Origin of the sequence: Paeniglutamicibacter psychrophenolicus (assembly GCF_030812255.1) — a bacterium.
In the GTDB taxonomy this organism is placed as follows: domain Bacteria; phylum Actinomycetota; class Actinomycetes; order Actinomycetales; family Micrococcaceae; genus Paeniglutamicibacter; species Paeniglutamicibacter psychrophenolicus_A.
On sequence record NZ_JAUSSH010000021.1, the window covers coordinates 41,000 to 56,039 of the forward strand.

Sequence of the window (15,040 nt, forward strand, 5' to 3'; positions counted from 1 at the left end):
TCCCGGCGTTCGCGTAGTCATCATCCCGGTCCAGTACGGCCCACAGCCCCGCTTCCAACTCCTTGTCGGCGACACGCGAGGCCCCGGATCCCCGAGCGCAACAGCGTCACGATGTCCATCGTGGCGACCACGTCATACAAGGGCGTCGAACCCAGGACGTGTTTGCGGCCCACCAGCCCGGCGGACTTCGCCGCCTCCAAGGTGACCTCGAAGATCCGGTCCGGAGCATCCGATGCCGCCAACCGGGCCCGCATGTCCACCAGCACCGTATGCACGAACCCCGGGCAGTCGATGGACCGGCCGCCGGTGGCGTACTTCCAGCGGGTGTCAAAGGTGAAGCGGTCCACCGCTTCGCGGTCCGAGCAGCCCTCGATGCGCTGCAGGACCATCACGAGCGCCACGATCATCGACGGCACCGACCGCCGGCCCACATGGGTGAACAAGTCCGCGAACATCTCATCGGGGAAGAGGCTGAAGTATTCGCGGTGCAGCACCGCGTAGATCGAGTCCTTCGCGACGCGGTCGTCGCAGAACGAGGCCGTGGTGCGCAGCGGGTCGCCCTGCCCCTGCGTCAGGCCCACCATCATCGCTCACTTCTGGGTCAGGGGAGTCTTCCTACGCCAATTTTCCCAAATCAGCCAAGCGCACCGACGACCGCTACCAAGGCTCTTGGCTTAGGCAGCGGCCGGCAGGTTGGCTTCTAGTTGAGGTCGGGATCGGCCGTGGCTTCCTCGGACGGTGTCGGCCGCGGTCCCCGGTAAGCCACCGGCTCGCTTCCGTGCGTTGCCCGGCGTACCCCCACCGCGACAAGGATGCCGATGGCGGCGAGGATGCCCAGGCATGCCAGGGCCTTGCCTTTGCCCCGATGCCGGGTTCCGGCCTTGCGCTTGGCATTGACCAGCGACTTCTCGATCACCTTGCGTGCGCGGCGGGCCGTCTTTCGGTTGCCCGTCACGGTGGCGATTACCTCCTCCGAGGCGTGGGCCAGTGCGGCGGGATCCAGCCGGTCCACGGCGCTGCGCACCGAATGCTCCAGCTGTTCCGGGTAATCCTTCTTCGCCTTTTGCGCCCAGAGCGCCAGACGGTTCTGGATGGATTTCATTTGCTTTTCGAGGTCAGACACGTCATTCCTATCCTTGTGGCGTGATCCCTTGGCTCGCGGGACAAACCGTCGGTCCAAGGTCTAGGGACCGTTTTTGGTCCGGGCCTTGTTGGCGATGTGGGCGCGTGCCCGCAACTGGATGATGCGCACCGCACCAACGATCGAGACCACCACGGCGCCTCCGACAGTGGCAATGAGCATCGCCACTCCCAGTGCCAGCTGTCCTTGGAACCCCAGGAAATAGACGGTGACTCGATCTTGGTTCTGCACCATGAAAATGACCAGGAGAATCAGGACCGCGACCGCAACCACCGTGGATGTCCAGATGACCGCTGCTCGTGTTCCGCCGGCAGGAGCTGCGCGGGCGGGGGATGGTGAAGGCCCGGCGGTGGCCCCGGGCTCCAATGATTCTTCTCCCATGTTCTTCCCCGTTTCTCTTGCGGTTTTGCCCTCACGATCGGGTGGGGCAACACCTGGTGGGAACAAAGATCCATGGAACCAACCTATGCTTCCGGGGTGGGTGAGACAAGGGCGAAACGGCGCACAGCGGCGTTGGCGAAACGCGTGTGGAGCCATGCCGGCGGCGCCTTTGCCGGTGGCATGTCGGCGCGGTCGCGGATGGTGCCCGGCGACGGCTCGGCAGAAGGCAGCGGCAGAAGGCAGCGGCAGCGAAAACAAATGCCCTGGCTCCTGCAATCGCGGAGGCCAAGGCATCGATCAGTGGTTTGCCGGATGTTCGAAACTACTCCCGGGCTTCGACCGTGGGGTCAAGGCGGTCCATGAAGCCGTTCATGAAGTCGGCGAAGTCGGCCGCGTCGTCGTCCTGGCCCAGCAGGCCGCAGGCCGCAGCGCCCTCGGCTCCCGGGATGTTCAGTGACAGCCGGGCCGGGACATTGAAGCGATAGACCCGGCCGGTGCTGGTGCCCACCTCGTAGCCGCCGTCGCGCACCAGGGCCACGTGGGAGACATTGGTGTTGTTCACCGACACCGCCCGTTCGGAGGGCCGCAGGTTTCTGGGGTTCAGCGGGCACAAGATGAGTTCGGCGGGCTCCCGGCGGAAGCCGATCACCTTGAGTCCCGCGGAGCCGGAAGTGCCCGCCGCCGCCACCAGGTTGTAGCTGCCGAAGTTGGGGATTTGAGCATCGAAGGCCTCGTGCAAAAGTTGCTTGAGGACATCGTCACTGGATTCAACGTTGAGTGTCTCCATGCCACCCACTCTAGCCAATCGGATGTTTCGAACACATGTCTCGTATTCGCGGGGCGAAATATGTCGGGTTGCCGTCACGGGTTCGGTCTCGGTGCCGCCCAGCCCTAGAATCAAGGGCATGAGCCAGGACACAACCCCAGATATCAAGCCCCGCAGCAGGGTCGTCACGGACGGCATTCACGCGGCCCCGGCCCGTGGCATGCTGCGTGCGGTGGGCATGGGCGATGACGACTTCGCCAAGCCGCAGATCGGAGTCGCGAGTTCGTGGAACGAAATCACCCCCTGCAACCTCTCGCTTAACCGCCTGGCCCAGGGCGCCAAGGAAGGCGTCCACGCCGGTGGCGGCTTCCCCATGCAATTCGGCACCATCTCCGTCTCTGACGGCATCTCGATGGGCCACGAGGGCATGCACTTCTCGCTGGTCTCGCGCGAGGTCATCGCCGACTCCGTCGAGGTCGTCATGCAGGCCGAGCGCATCGACGGCTCGGTGCTGCTGGCTGGTTGCGACAAGTCCCTGCCCGGCATGCTGATGGCCGCCGCCCGCCTGGATTTGGCCTCGGTGTTCCTCTATGCGGGTTCCATCATGCCCGGCTGGGTCAAGCTGGAAGACGGCAGCGAAAAGGAAGTCACCCTGATCGACGCCTTCGAGGCCGTGGGCGCCTGCGCCGCCGGCAAGATGAGCGAAGAAGACCTCACCCGCATCGAAAAGGCCATCTGCCCCGGCGAGGGCGCCTGTGGCGGCATGTACACCGCCAACACCATGGCCTGCATCGGCGAGGCCCTGGGCATGTCCCTGCCCGGCTCCGCCGCCCCGCCCTCGGCCGACCGCCGCCGCGACATGTTCGCCCGCGCCTCCGGCGAAGCAGTGGTGAACCTTCTGCGCGAGGGCATCACGGCCCGCGACATCATGACCAAGAAGGCCTTCGAGAACGCGATTGCCGTGACCATGGCCTTCGGCGGTTCCACCAACGCGGTGCTGCACCTGCTGGCCATTGCCCGGGAGGCGGAGGTCGACCTGACCCTGGCGGACTTCAACCGCATCGGCGACAAGATCCCGCACCTGGGGGACCTGAAGCCCTTTGGCCGCTACGTCATGACCGACGTGGACAAGATCGGCGGCGTGCCGGTGATCATGAAGGCCCTGCTGGATGCCGGCCTGCTGCACGGTGACTGCCTGACGGTCACCGGCAAGACCGTTGCCGAGAACCTCGCGGAGATCAACCCGCCGGACATCGACGGCAAGATCCTGCGCGCGCTGGACAACCCGATCCACAAGACCGGCGGCATCACGGTGCTGCACGGCACGATGGCACCCGAGGGCGCCGTGGTGAAGTCCGCGGGCTTCGACGCCGACGTCTTCGAGGGAACCGCCCGGGTCTTCGACCGCGAGCAGGGTGCCCTGGCGGCACTCGATGCCGGGGAGATCCAGGCCGGCGACGTGGTGGTCATTCGCTACGAGGGCCCCAAGGGCGGCCCGGGCATGCGCGAGATGCTCGCCATCACCGGCGCCATCAAGGGCGCGGGCCTGGGCAAGGACGTGCTGCTGCTCACCGACGGGCGCTTCTCCGGGGGCACCACCGGCCTGTGCATCGGCCATGTGGCTCCCGAGGCCGTCGACGGCGGGCCGATCGCGTTCGTCAAGGACGGCGACAAGATCCGCGTGGACATCGCGGCCCGCTCCTTCGACCTCTTGGTCGAGGAAGCGGAGCTCGAGGCGCGCAAGGTGGGCTGGGAGCCGTTGCCGGCCAAGTTCACCACCGGTGTGCTGGCCAAGTACGCCAAGCTGGTCAAGTCCGCCTCGACCGGAGCATACTGTGGCTAGGAAATAAGCCTTGGAACGATGGGTGGACGCCGCCAAGGCGTCCACCCATCGGACAACTATCTCAAATAGTGAGATTAGGGGTGTTGGTGTTTGACTCCGGATGCGGCGGCGACCAAACTGGATGCATGCACAACCGCACCGTACTACTAGTTATCAAGCGCTGAGCTTGGGTCCCTCCACAACCTGGAGGGCTTCGGTGACGCGCAAACCCCATTCGCCGCAAGGTGCCTTTGGGGTTTTTTTATGTGCAGGGTTAGAAGAGATAGAGAAGGATATATCCCCATGAGTAACGGAACCACCGCCAGCCCCTCGCTGCCGGCCAAGCCCGCCAACCGTAGCAAGGATGCCGCTGTCTCTTCCGTCGTGGAAGCATCGAGCCTGGTCCAGGGCCCGAACAACATCATTGCTCCCACCGAGATGCTTGGCTCACAAGCCATTGTGCGCTCACTGGAAGAATTGGGCGTCAAGGACGTCTTCGGGTTGCCGGGCGGGGCCATCATGCCCACCTACGACTCGCTCATGGACTCGACCAAGATCAACCACATCTTGGTCCGCCACGAACAGGGCTCGGGCCACGCGGCCCAGGGCTACGCCATGGTCACCGGCGAGGTCGGCGTCTGCATCGCCACCTCCGGACCGGGTGCCACCAACCTGGTCACCTCCATTGCCGACGCGCACATGGACTCGGTCCCCATGGTTGCCATCACCGGCCAGGTGCACAGCGCCTTCATCGGCTCGGACGCCTTCCAGGAGGCGGACATCGTGGGCATCACCATGCCCATTACCAAGCACTCCTTCCTGGTCACCAAGGCCGAGGACATCCCCAGGACCCTCGCCTCGGCATTCCATATCGCCTCCACGGGCCGTCCCGGCCCGGTGCTGGTGGACATCACCAAGGACGCCCAGCAGTCCAAGATGATGTTCTCCTGGCCGCCGAAGATCGATTTGCCCGGCTACAAGACCGTGGTGCGCGGGCACAACAAGCAGGTCCGCGAGGCGGCCAAACTGATCGCCGCCTCCTCCCGCCCGGTCTTCTACGTCGGCGGCGGTGTCATCAAGGCGCACGCCGCGGCCGAGCTGAAGGAATTCGCCGAGCTGGTCGGCGCCCCGGTGGTCACCACCCTGCAGGCCCGCGGCGCGTTCCCGGACAGCCACGAACTGCACGTGGGCATGCCCGGCATGCACGGCTCGGTTTCCGCGGTCACCGCGCTGCAGCAGTCGGATTTGCTGATCACCCTCGGCGCCCGCTTCGACGACCGGGTCACCGGCGTGCTGCACACCTTCGCGCCCAACGCGAAGGTCATCCACGCGGACATCGACCCGGCGGAGATCTCCAAGAACCGCACCGCGGACATCCCGATCGTCGGTTCGGTCAAGGAAATCATCCCGGAGCTCACCGAGGCCTGCCGCACCCGCTTTGCCGAGGGCGGCGCCCCGGACCTGTCGGCCTGGTGGAACACCATCGGACGGCTGCGCGAGACCTACCCGATCGGGTTCACCCCGACCCAGGACGGCCTTTCGGCCCCGCAGCACGTGATCCAGCGGATCGGCGAGCTCACCGGCCCCGAGGCCGTGTACGTCGCGGGCGTGGGCCAGCACCAGATGTGGGCCGCGCAGTTCATCAAGTACGAGCGTCCCGCCTCCTGGCTGAACTCCGGCGGACTGGGCACCATGGGCTACTCGGTGCCGGCGGCCATGGGCGCGAAGGTCGGCAACCCCGACCGCGTGGTCTGGGCCATCGACGGCGACGGCTGCTTCCAGATGACCAACCAGGAACTGGCCACCTGCGTGATCAACAACATCCCGATCAAGGTCGCGATCATCAACAACTCCTCCCTGGGCATGGTCCGCCAGTGGCAGACCCTGTTCTACGACTCGCGCTACTCCAACACCGACCTGAACACCGGGGCCGGCACCGCGCGCGTCCCGGACTTCGTGAAGCTCGCCGACGCCTATGGTTGTGTGGGCCTGCGCTGCGAACGCGACGAGGACATCGACGCGACGATTCAGCAGGCCCTGGCCATCAACGACCGCCCGGTCGTCATCGACTTCGTGGTTTCCCGCGACTCGATGGTCTGGCCGATGGTCCCCACCGGCGTGAGCAACGACCTGATCCAGATTGCTCGCGGCATGACGCCCGAGTGGGAAGAAGAGGACTAGAAATCCCATGGCACGACACACTCTTTCCGTACTCGTCGAAGACGTCCCGGGCGTGCTGACGCGCGTGGCAAGCCTTTTTGCCCGCCGCGCCTTCAACATCCACTCGCTGGCCGTGGGCCCCACGGAGATCAACGGGATTTCCCGGATCACCGTGGTCGTCGACGCCGAGGGCGACCTGCTCGAGCAGGTCACCAAGCAGCTGAACAAACTCATCAACGTCATCAAGATCGTTGAATTGATGCCCGAGGCTTCGGTGCAGCGTGACCATATCCTGGTCAAGGTGCGCGCCGATGCGGCCACCCGCCTGCAGGTCACCCAGGCCGCAGACCTCTTCCGTGCCTCCGTGGTGGACGTGTCAACCGACTCGCTCATCATCGAGGCCACCGGCAACGCCGAGAAGATCCACGCGCTGCTGGCGGTGCTGGAGCCCTTCGGCATCCGCGAGATCGTCCAGGCGGGCACCCTTGCCGTCGGGCGCGGCTCCAAATCGATGTCGGACCGCGCCCTGCGCTCCGTCTCTGCCTGATACGCATAAAATCTTTACACTGATACCAAGGAGACACCACAGTGACTGACATGTACTACGACGACGATGTTGACCTCTCGATCATCCAGGGCCGCACCGTCGCCATCATCGGCTACGGCTCCCAGGGCCACGCCCACGCACTGAACCTGCGCGACTCCGGCGTGGACGTGCGCGTCGGCCTGAAGGCCGGCTCCAAGTCGATCGCCAAGGCCGAGGCCGAGGGCCTGCGCGTCGTGACCGTCGCCGAGGCCGTGGCCGAAGCCGACCTGATCATGATCCTGACCCCGGACCAGGTCCAGCGCCACGTCTACAAGGACGACATCGAAGCGAACCTGCAGCCGGGCGACGCCCTGTTCTTCGGCCACGGCTTCAACATCCGCTACGGCTACATCACCCCGCCGGCAAACGTCGACGTCGCCCTGGTCGCCCCGAAGGCACCGGGCCACACCGTGCGCCGCGAATTCGAAGCCGGCCGCGGCATCCCGGACCTGATCGCAGTCGAGCAGGACTTCACCGGCGGCGCCAAGAACCTGGCGCTGTCCTACGCCAAGGCCATCGGCGGCACCCGCGCCGGCGTCATCGAGACCACCTTCACCGAAGAGACCGAAACCGACCTCTTCGGCGAGCAGGCTGTCCTGTGCGGCGGCGCCTCGCAGCTGATCCAGTACGGCTTCGAGACCCTGACCGAAGCCGGCTACAAGCCGGAGATCGCCTACTTCGAGGTGCTGCACGAGCTCAAGCTCATCGTGGACCTGATGTGGGAGGGCGGCATCGCCAAGCAGCGCTGGAGCGTTTCCGACACCGCCGAGTACGGCGACTACGTCTCGGGCCCGCGCGTGATCACCCCGGAGGTCAAGGAGAACATGAAGGCAGTTCTCGCCGACGTCCAGAACGGCAACTTCGCCAAGCGCTTCATCGAGGACCAGGATGCCGGCGCGCCGGAGTTCCTGGCACTGCGCAAGAAGGGCGAAGAGCACCCGATCGAGGAGACAGGCCGCGAACTGCGCAAGCTCTTCTCCTGGAAGACCAGCGACGACTACACCGAGGGCTCGGTCGCACGCTAAGGCGAGCCGAACCCATTGGTGGCGGGGCCCAGGGCCCCGGCTGGCCGCATGACGATGCCCGTCCCGACGAAAGTCGGGGCGGGTATTGTCGTTGGCGTGATGGGAGGAGGTTGAAAGCATGCTCCGCGGGTGCCCAATCGTGTTTCAGTCAACAGGCCGCATACCGGCGCGGGACCAGTCGCGCCTTCAGGGCTTGCCGGAGAGTCATCATGGAACCACAGAATGGGTTTAATGAACCTGTCTGGGTTCATTAAGCTTGTTTAGGTTCTTGATCATGACCATAATGGGAGCATGGCACTCAAGCGAACTTCACCGAAGACACATCGAACCGCCTTGAACATCGGTCAGCAACTTCTCACGTGGAGGAAGCTCCAGGGGCGGACCGCGCAGCAGGTCGCGGACCGGGCGGGGCTCAGTCGCGCGACCCTGCGCAAGGTCGAGCACGGAGAGCTCGGGGTTGGCCTTGAGTCGTTTCTTGATATTGCCCGGGTGTTGGGATTGTCGCCGCAGCTCAACACGGCATTCGACCCCTATGAAACCGACATGGGCCGCGCCCGTGCAGACGAGCAGTTGCCGCAGCGGGTCCGGCGATGAGCGAGGCGATCCATGCCGACGTGGACCTGCCGGGTGGTGCCGTCAACGTGGGTTCCGCCTACACCGGTGGCGGCGAGGGACAGCATAACCGCGTTCAGGTAGTCCAATGCCTACTTGCCCGTGCCCGGGGCCAACACCGTGTACTCGGGCCGTCCGCTGGAAGTCACGCGACGCCCATGGCTAAGGCCGTGTTGCACGCCGCGATTCATGCCGCGGCGCCCGGGTGCCCACGGGCTGCTGCACAAAGCGCAATTGGCGCCAGGCCCGCCGTGTGTCTTGCCGGGACGGAGATCAGGGCTCCAGGTGGTGCAGCGGGACACGCTTGAAGTTCTCCTCCGAGGACTCCGCGTTGCGCCACGACATTTCCAGAAACGGCGGGGAAGTGGCCCAGCCGTTTTCCTTCCTGATCGAGTACAGGCCAATGAATTCACCGTCCGGCAGCTTCTCCGCCGAGTAGCTCCAATCCGGGGTTCCGTCCACGCTCACGCTCCCGACCGCGTGCAAATCAACGTCGAAGACCGCCCTTCCGGTGCGGTTGGCCACGTGGGCGGTCAACGGATCAATCCAATCGAGTTCCAGGTGTCTTGCCATGCTTCGACACTAGCCGTTGCCGCGCGCCGTGTCCCGCTTTTTGCAGGGTGCGCGGAGCACCAGTTGCAGGCGCCGGAACCGCATGCGGCCAAGCGGCGGACGGTGTCGCTGCCGCCCACCCGGACCAAGGCCTGGTGGGGGATGTGGGCTTGCTTGTGCGGGAATTGGACGTAACCTAGAGACAGACGGTGACATGACAATCATGTGGTTCATTCAGCTTGCAATCCACGCGATTGCCGTCGCTCCCGGTACGCGCTTTCGCCACGGCGCGGAGCGACACATAGGGCAGTTTGGGGAACGCCGAGAGATTGAGGGATGGCAATGATCGCCGTAAGTGAATTCATCAGGGACCTGCTGGCGGAAACACACGATCTCGAATCGTTCCTCAACGCCTTGACGCACCTGAGCGCCAACACCCTGGGCAACGGCGACGAACCCGCACTTTGCGGCATCACCCTGCGCCGGCACAAACGTGCGGGCACCGTGGCCAGCAACAGTGCGCTGGCCCAGGAACTTGACGAGTTGCAGTACGATTTCGGCGAAGGTCCCTGCCTCAGCGCCTGCATCGAGCACCGGACGGTACACATCCCTGACGTCGAGAGAGCAGGACGGTGGCCCGAGTACATCGAGGCCATCAAGGCCACCGGGGTCCGCTCCATGCTTGCGGTGCCGTTCACCCTGGAAACGGAGGACACTGCCGCAATCAACCTGTACTCCATGCACAGGGATGCCTTCGACGAACGTGTCGTTGAACAGGTGGAGGAATATGCGCACCAGGCCTCGGCCCTGCTGAACCTGGCGGTGCGGATGGCCCGGCACCGCGACAACGAGGAAAACCTGAGGTTGGCGCTGGAATCCCGGACAACCATCGACCTGGCAGTGGGCATCATCATGGGCCAGAACAAGTGCAGCCAGGAGCGGGCGGTCCAGATCCTTAAGTCGGCCTCCAGTTCCAGGAACATCAAGGTGCGCCATGTGGCCGAGGCGGTCATCGCCTCCACCACCAACCAGCCAGTTGACACCCACTTCGAGAACTAGTCCCGCCGGAGACCGGGAACGCATGTCCCGGGCCTCCGCACGGTGCATCGCCGCCCGACACTGGGCATGGCAAAAATGTTCCGCCGGCGCGAAGCCGGGCATAGTCTGGAAACAGCGGTCCAGCAGCGGGCTGCAGCCGGAACTTTCCGATGGACCGTGATCATGCCCTGTCCTTGCCCCACCGCTGTTTGTCCTCACCCACCCGATCGCCGGAACCGCAACCGGCTTGGCTTGGTGCGCCCCGCGGCGCCACCGAGCGTCCATGCCCCGGCAGGCGGCCGGCCATGGTAGCGGCATGGACCGCGGGGGTCGGGGCACTGTCGGCCGGGCCAGGGGCGGTGACCATCCTGCACGGCACCACGTTCGTGCTTTCCGCGGCCAACGGCGACATGGAGGAGATCCGGCCCCACGGGTTGTTCTTTCGCGACACCCGGTTCGTCTGCGGCTGGCGGCTGCGGATCAACGGCAAGGACCTTGAACCGCTCAGCGGAACGGCGGTTGAGCCCTACCGGGCCATGTTCGTGGGACGGATCGAGGGGACGGAAGGGGACGCCGAGAGCCATGTGCTGGTCGAACGCCACCGCAGCCTGAATTCCGGGTTCACGGAGCAGATCACCGTGCACAACTATTCGAGCAGCCAGTTCACCGCGACCCTCACCGTGGACATCGACACCGATTTCGCGGACCTTTTTGATGTCAAGGGAGGCCTGCGCCGCCCGAAACGCGCTTCGGAGCTCACGGTGCAGCCGCACGGCCAACTCCACGCCTGCGAGCTCGGCGGGCACCGGCTGGCCTTGCGGGTGAAGGACGACCGGGCCGAGGGGACCCCCTCCGGGCTGCGCTACGGGCTCTCGGTGCCGCCGCAGGGCCAGTGGACCACCCTGGTGTCGGTGGACCCCTCCATCAACGAGGAACGTCCCGGGGCCGAAGACGCCCCGGAGCCGGAGCCCGGATACCTCGAGCGGCCGGAAATCCGCCAGGCGGCCTGGAACCGGAAGGTTCCCAGCCTGAAGATCGGCAACACGCTGGTGGGCGAGGTGCTGGCCACCAGCCGCCGGGACCTGGGGACCCTGCGCATTTTCCAGCCCGGAAACGACTCCCGGGCCGTGGTGGCGGCCGGCGCCCCGTGGTTCATGGCACTCTTCGGCCGCGACTCCCTGCTGACCGGCTTCATGTCGCTGGCCGTGGACTCCTCGCTGGCGCTGGGCACCGTCGAGGCTCTGGCCGAGCGCCAAGGGACCCAAACCAACCCGGCCACCGAGGAGGAACCGGGAAAGATCCTGCATGAGTTGCGCCAGGGCACCTCACCGGCGCGCGAGCTGGGCACCTCCGGCGCCTACTACGGGTCGGTGGATTCCACACCCCTCTTTGTCACCCTCGCCGGGGAACTGGCCCGCTGGGGCATCGGCCGCGACACCCTCCAGCGGCTCATGCCGGCGGTGGACAGTGCCATGGGGTGGATCGAACGCAGCGTGGCCAAGGACCGCCACGGGTTCCTGGCCTACAAGCGTTCCCTGCCCACCGGCCTGGCCAACCAGGGTTGGAAGGACTCCTGGGACGGGATCACCTTCGCCGACGGCACCGTCGCCGCCGCCCCGCTGGCGCTGTGCGAGGTGCAGGGCTATGTGTACACCGCATACCTGGCCAGGGCCCTGCTGGCGAAGATGGCCGGGGACGGGAAAACGATGCTCGACCATGCCCGGCGGGCGGCACGGATCAAGGAGGCCTTCAACGAGGAATTCTGGCTTCCGGACCGTGGCTACTATGCCCTGGCGCTGGACGGCAGCGGCCGGGCGGTGGATTCCTGCGCATCGAACATGGGCCATTGCCTCTGGAGCGGGATCGTCGACAAGGACAAGGCTCCGGCGGTGGCCGCACGGCTGATGGACCCGGAGATGTTCTCCGGCTGGGGCGTGCGCACGCTCTCGACCCGGATGCGTGCCTACAATCCCGCCAGCTACCACAACGGCTCGGTGTGGCCGCATGACAACGCGCTGGTGGCCGGGGGGCTGATGCGCTACGGCTTCGTCGCGGAGTCCCAGCGCATTGCCGTCGCGCTGATGGAGGCAGCGCAGGCCTTTGGCGGCCGGCTGCCCGAACTCTTCTGCGGCCTGGACCGCGACAGCCACCCGGTCCCGGTGCCGTATCCGACTTCCTGTTCCCCGCAGGCCTGGGCAGCGGCCACCCCGATGCACCTGCTGCGGATGATGCTGCGCCTCGACCCGTTCCTGACCCAGGGTCAGCTGTTCATCGACCCGGTGCTACCGGAGGACTGGGGAGAGGTTGAGCTGGGGAACATCGTCTTGGGCGAGGGGCGGCTCTCACTGCGGGCCACCGGGAGGCACCTGCAGGTCGGGGAGGTCCCCGCCGGGCTGCAGGTCGTGCTGGGCGGGGCGGGCCGGCTGGCGGACATCCTGCAGGACGGGGCGCCCAAGCCCCCGGGCACCGGCGAACGGGGCAGGTGATGCGCATCGGGATCATCGCCCCGCCCTGGCTCACGGTGCCGCCTCAGGCCTACGGCGGCACCGAGGCGGTCATCGACTCGCTCGCCCGCGGGCTGGCCGGGCTGGGCCACCAGGTGCTGCTGGCAGCCGCGGCAGGCAGCAGCTGCCCCGTGGAACCGCTGCCCGGCGCCCACCCGCCGGACCCCGCCCACATGGGACGCGGCCAGGACGAGCTGCGGCACGTGCTGGCCGCCTACGCGGCGATGGAATCCATGGATGTCATCCACGACCACACCCTGGCCGGGCCGCTGCTGCGCCTGGCCGGACCGGGCATCCCGGTCATCTCCACGGCCCACAACCGCTTCGACGCCGGCACCCTGCCGGTGTACCGGGCGATCGGGCGGTGCGCATCGCTGCTGGCGATCTCCACGCACCAAAAGAGCGAAGCCCGCGGCGTGGAGGTCGGCGGCGTCATCCACCACGGGATCGAGGCAGCCGCGGTCCCGCTGGGCGCCGGAGCCGGCGGCTACGCCTGCTTCCTGGGGCGGATGCACCCGGACAAGGGGGTGCTCACCGCGATCCGCATCGCGCGCCGGGCCGGGGTCCCGCTGAAGATCGCGGCCAAGATGCACAGCGCCGGCGAACTGGCATATTTCCGCGACGTGGTCGGCCCCGAGCTGGGCGGGCACATCGAGTACGTGGGCGAGGTCGGGCCGCAGGAGAAGTTCCGGCTGCTGGGCGACGCGTTCGCCCTGCTGAACCCGATCCAGTGGTCCGAGCCCTTCGGGATGGTGATGATCGAGGCCATGGCCACCGGCACCCCGGTGGTCAGCACCCCGCGCGGCGCGGCGCCGGAGATCGTGGCGGACGGGGTGACCGGCTTCATCCGGGACACCCCCAAGTCGCTGGCCGCGGCCCTGGCCCGGTGCCCGGAGCTGCGGCGCGCGGACTGCCGTGCGGCTACCGAAACGCAATTCGGTGCCCGGCGCATGGTCGACGAGCACGTCGCATTCTATGCCCGCCGCCTCAGCTCGAAGGCCGGCGCCGATGTCGTGCCCGTATAGGCGAAAGCCGGGCAGCGTCGCGGGAAGCGACAGGTGCGCCGGACCCCGGTAGAGTCTGTGGACATGCACGCTTTGCCCCCAACGCCCGTAAAAACCATCCACGCCGTCTTCCTTGATGTCGACGGCACCTATGCCGATTACGGGGTGGTTCCGGAGGCCCACGCGCAGGCGGTCCATGCGGCACGCGCGGCGGGACACAAGGTCCTGCTCTGCACCGGCCGTCCCCTGTCCATGCTTCCGGCACACATCCTGGCGGCCGGATTCGACGGTCTGGTGGCCAGCGCCGGTGCGTACGTGGAGGTGGGCGGCGAAATCCTCATGGATCGCCGGTTCCCGGAGGAGATGGCGGCACGGACCCTTGCGGCCCTCGACGCCCATGACGCGGTCTACGTCCTGGAATCCCCGGAATCACTCCACGTCCCTCGCGCCGCGGAACAACGGCTGCGGGAAATCATCGAGGCGCACTTCAGCCAACGCCCCGACGGCCGGGCCGCCGGCTCCTCTGCAATCCTGGGTTCACTGGCTCCGATCCCGGAGCTGCCGTCCTTTGCCAAGATCTCCGTGTTCGAGGCACCGCTTTCGGTGGGAAGCATTGCGGCCGAGATCGGCGAGGATGTCGCCGTGGTCGAGAATTCCATTGCCGATGAGCGACGCCATACGGGCGAGCTGTTCCGACGCGGCATCAGCAAGGCCGACGGCGTCGCCGTGGCCATTGGCCACCTGGGAATCAGCCAGGCGGACACCATCGCCTTCGGCGACGGGGAAAACGACCTGGAAATGGTGGCCTTCGCGGGCCTTGGCGTAGCCATCGAGGGATCGCATCCCGGGCTGCTGGAGTTGGCCGACCGCACGGCGCTTCCGCCGAATCGCGACGGGATCGCCTCGGCTTTTGCGGAGCTAGGGCTGATTTGAAATTACTTTGATGCCCACAAGCCAAGGATCGCCCGACCACGAGGTCGGGCGATCCTTGGCTTAAGCGGGTACTTGGGTAATGCGGAATGCATCCATCGCTCCGCTGTATCCCGCGAACATGAGGGCGATCCGAACCATCATCAAGGTACTGCCAGGTCGTGTCGGTCGTCGAGATGACCGGGTCTGTGGGAACCGCCGGAGCGGCAAAGGACGGCGCGGGTGCGGCAAGCGCCCCGCCGGGCACGGCGAGCAGCACGGCCGAGGCAAGGCCCCGTTTGTGCCGGCGCACCGGAATCTGGGTCTGGGTCATGTCTTCCTTCATGTGTGGATGCGAGAGCCGTGTGCGCCCGGGCAAGATGCGCCGTTGCGCAAATGTAGTCGGTTACGTGTCCCGGGACAATGCCGGTGCACGCATGGAATCAGTAGTGCCCCGTAGAGTGGTGTAACACCCACCGGTGACCTGTACGTTCCTGAAACGGGCGCGGCCACCGTGGGTCCTTCGAGGAAACTCTCACA

At 66.3% G+C, this 15,040-nt stretch carries 14 protein-coding genes; 9 read left to right on the forward strand and 5 right to left on the reverse strand.

Features of this window, described 5'->3' with window-relative positions; genetic code table 11:
• Window positions 1–20: 20 nt before the first annotated feature.
• The 4 genes from J2T21_RS19845 to J2T21_RS19860 form a co-directional block, all read right to left on the reverse strand.
• Window positions 21–587: a transposase gene (locus tag J2T21_RS19845; RefSeq protein WP_307583851.1), complete on the reverse strand. Its 567-nt coding sequence runs from the start codon at window positions 585–587 to the stop codon at window positions 21–23.
• A gap of 113 nt (window positions 588–700) precedes the next feature.
• Window positions 701–1,123, reverse strand: coding sequence for a hypothetical protein (locus J2T21_RS19850; protein WP_307583853.1), 423 nt, complete (start codon window positions 1,121–1,123; stop codon window positions 701–703).
• A 60-nt stretch (window positions 1,124–1,183) separates the two neighbouring features.
• Window positions 1,184–1,522, reverse strand: a complete 339-nt coding sequence (locus J2T21_RS19855; protein ID WP_307583855.1) for a LapA family protein — start codon at window positions 1,520–1,522, stop codon at window positions 1,184–1,186.
• Window positions 1,523–1,844: 322 nt separating this feature from the next.
• Window positions 1,845–2,309 (reverse strand): hypothetical protein, encoded by a 465-nt coding sequence (locus tag J2T21_RS19860; protein ID WP_307583857.1) that lies wholly within the window; start codon window positions 2,307–2,309, stop codon window positions 1,845–1,847.
• A 118-nt stretch (window positions 2,310–2,427) separates the two neighbouring features.
• Here J2T21_RS19860 and ilvD point away from each other — a divergent pair, with 118 nt between their 5' ends.
• The 5 genes from ilvD to J2T21_RS19885 all read left to right on the forward strand — a co-directional run bounded on the left by ilvD (window position 2,428) and on the right by J2T21_RS19885 (window position 8,475).
• A complete protein-coding gene (gene ilvD / locus J2T21_RS19865; RefSeq protein WP_071216542.1) occupies window positions 2,428–4,131 on the forward strand; it encodes a dihydroxy-acid dehydratase in 1,704 nt (567 codons plus the stop codon).
• Window positions 4,132–4,413: 282 nt separating this feature from the next.
• Window positions 4,414–6,291, forward strand: a complete 1,878-nt coding sequence (locus J2T21_RS19870; protein ID WP_307583860.1) for an acetolactate synthase large subunit — start codon at window positions 4,414–4,416, stop codon at window positions 6,289–6,291.
• Window positions 6,292–6,298: 7 nt separating this feature from the next.
• Entirely contained in the window at window positions 6,299–6,817 is a 519-nt protein-coding gene (gene ilvN / locus J2T21_RS19875; protein WP_071216540.1) for an acetolactate synthase small subunit, read from the forward strand.
• A 41-nt stretch (window positions 6,818–6,858) separates the two neighbouring features.
• On the forward strand, window positions 6,859–7,881 hold the full coding sequence (gene ilvC, locus J2T21_RS19880; protein WP_307583862.1) for a ketol-acid reductoisomerase: 1,023 nt from the start codon (window positions 6,859–6,861) through the stop codon (window positions 7,879–7,881).
• Between the two features lie 291 nt (window positions 7,882–8,172).
• Complete coding sequence (locus J2T21_RS19885; RefSeq protein WP_307583865.1) at window positions 8,173–8,475, forward strand: helix-turn-helix domain-containing protein; 303 nt, start codon at window positions 8,173–8,175, stop codon at window positions 8,473–8,475.
• 291 nt (window positions 8,476–8,766) lie between these two features.
• Here the strand turns inward: J2T21_RS19885 and J2T21_RS19890 are convergent, their stop codons facing one another.
• Entirely contained in the window at window positions 8,767–9,066 is a 300-nt protein-coding gene (locus J2T21_RS19890) for a hypothetical protein (RefSeq protein ID WP_307583867.1), read from the reverse strand.
• 321 nt (window positions 9,067–9,387) lie between these two features.
• On the opposite strand from J2T21_RS19890, the gene J2T21_RS19895 reads away from it, so the two are divergent.
• From J2T21_RS19895 to J2T21_RS19910, 4 genes are all read left to right on the forward strand, one after another.
• Window positions 9,388–10,104, forward strand: coding sequence for a GAF and ANTAR domain-containing protein (locus J2T21_RS19895; protein ID WP_307583869.1), 717 nt, complete (start codon window positions 9,388–9,390; stop codon window positions 10,102–10,104).
• Between the two features lie 284 nt (window positions 10,105–10,388).
• Complete coding sequence (locus J2T21_RS19900; protein ID WP_307583871.1) at window positions 10,389–12,569, forward strand: amylo-alpha-1,6-glucosidase; 2,181 nt, start codon at window positions 10,389–10,391, stop codon at window positions 12,567–12,569.
• Window positions 12,569–13,612 (forward strand): glycosyltransferase family 4 protein, encoded by a 1,044-nt coding sequence (locus J2T21_RS19905; protein ID WP_307583872.1) that lies wholly within the window; start codon window positions 12,569–12,571, stop codon window positions 13,610–13,612. Before J2T21_RS19900 ends, J2T21_RS19905 begins: the two co-directional genes overlap by 1 nt.
• Before the next feature lie 63 nt (window positions 13,613–13,675).
• Window positions 13,676–14,524, forward strand: coding sequence for an HAD-IIB family hydrolase (locus J2T21_RS19910; protein ID WP_307583874.1), 849 nt, complete (start codon window positions 13,676–13,678; stop codon window positions 14,522–14,524).
• Window positions 14,525–15,040: the final 516 nt, after the last annotated feature.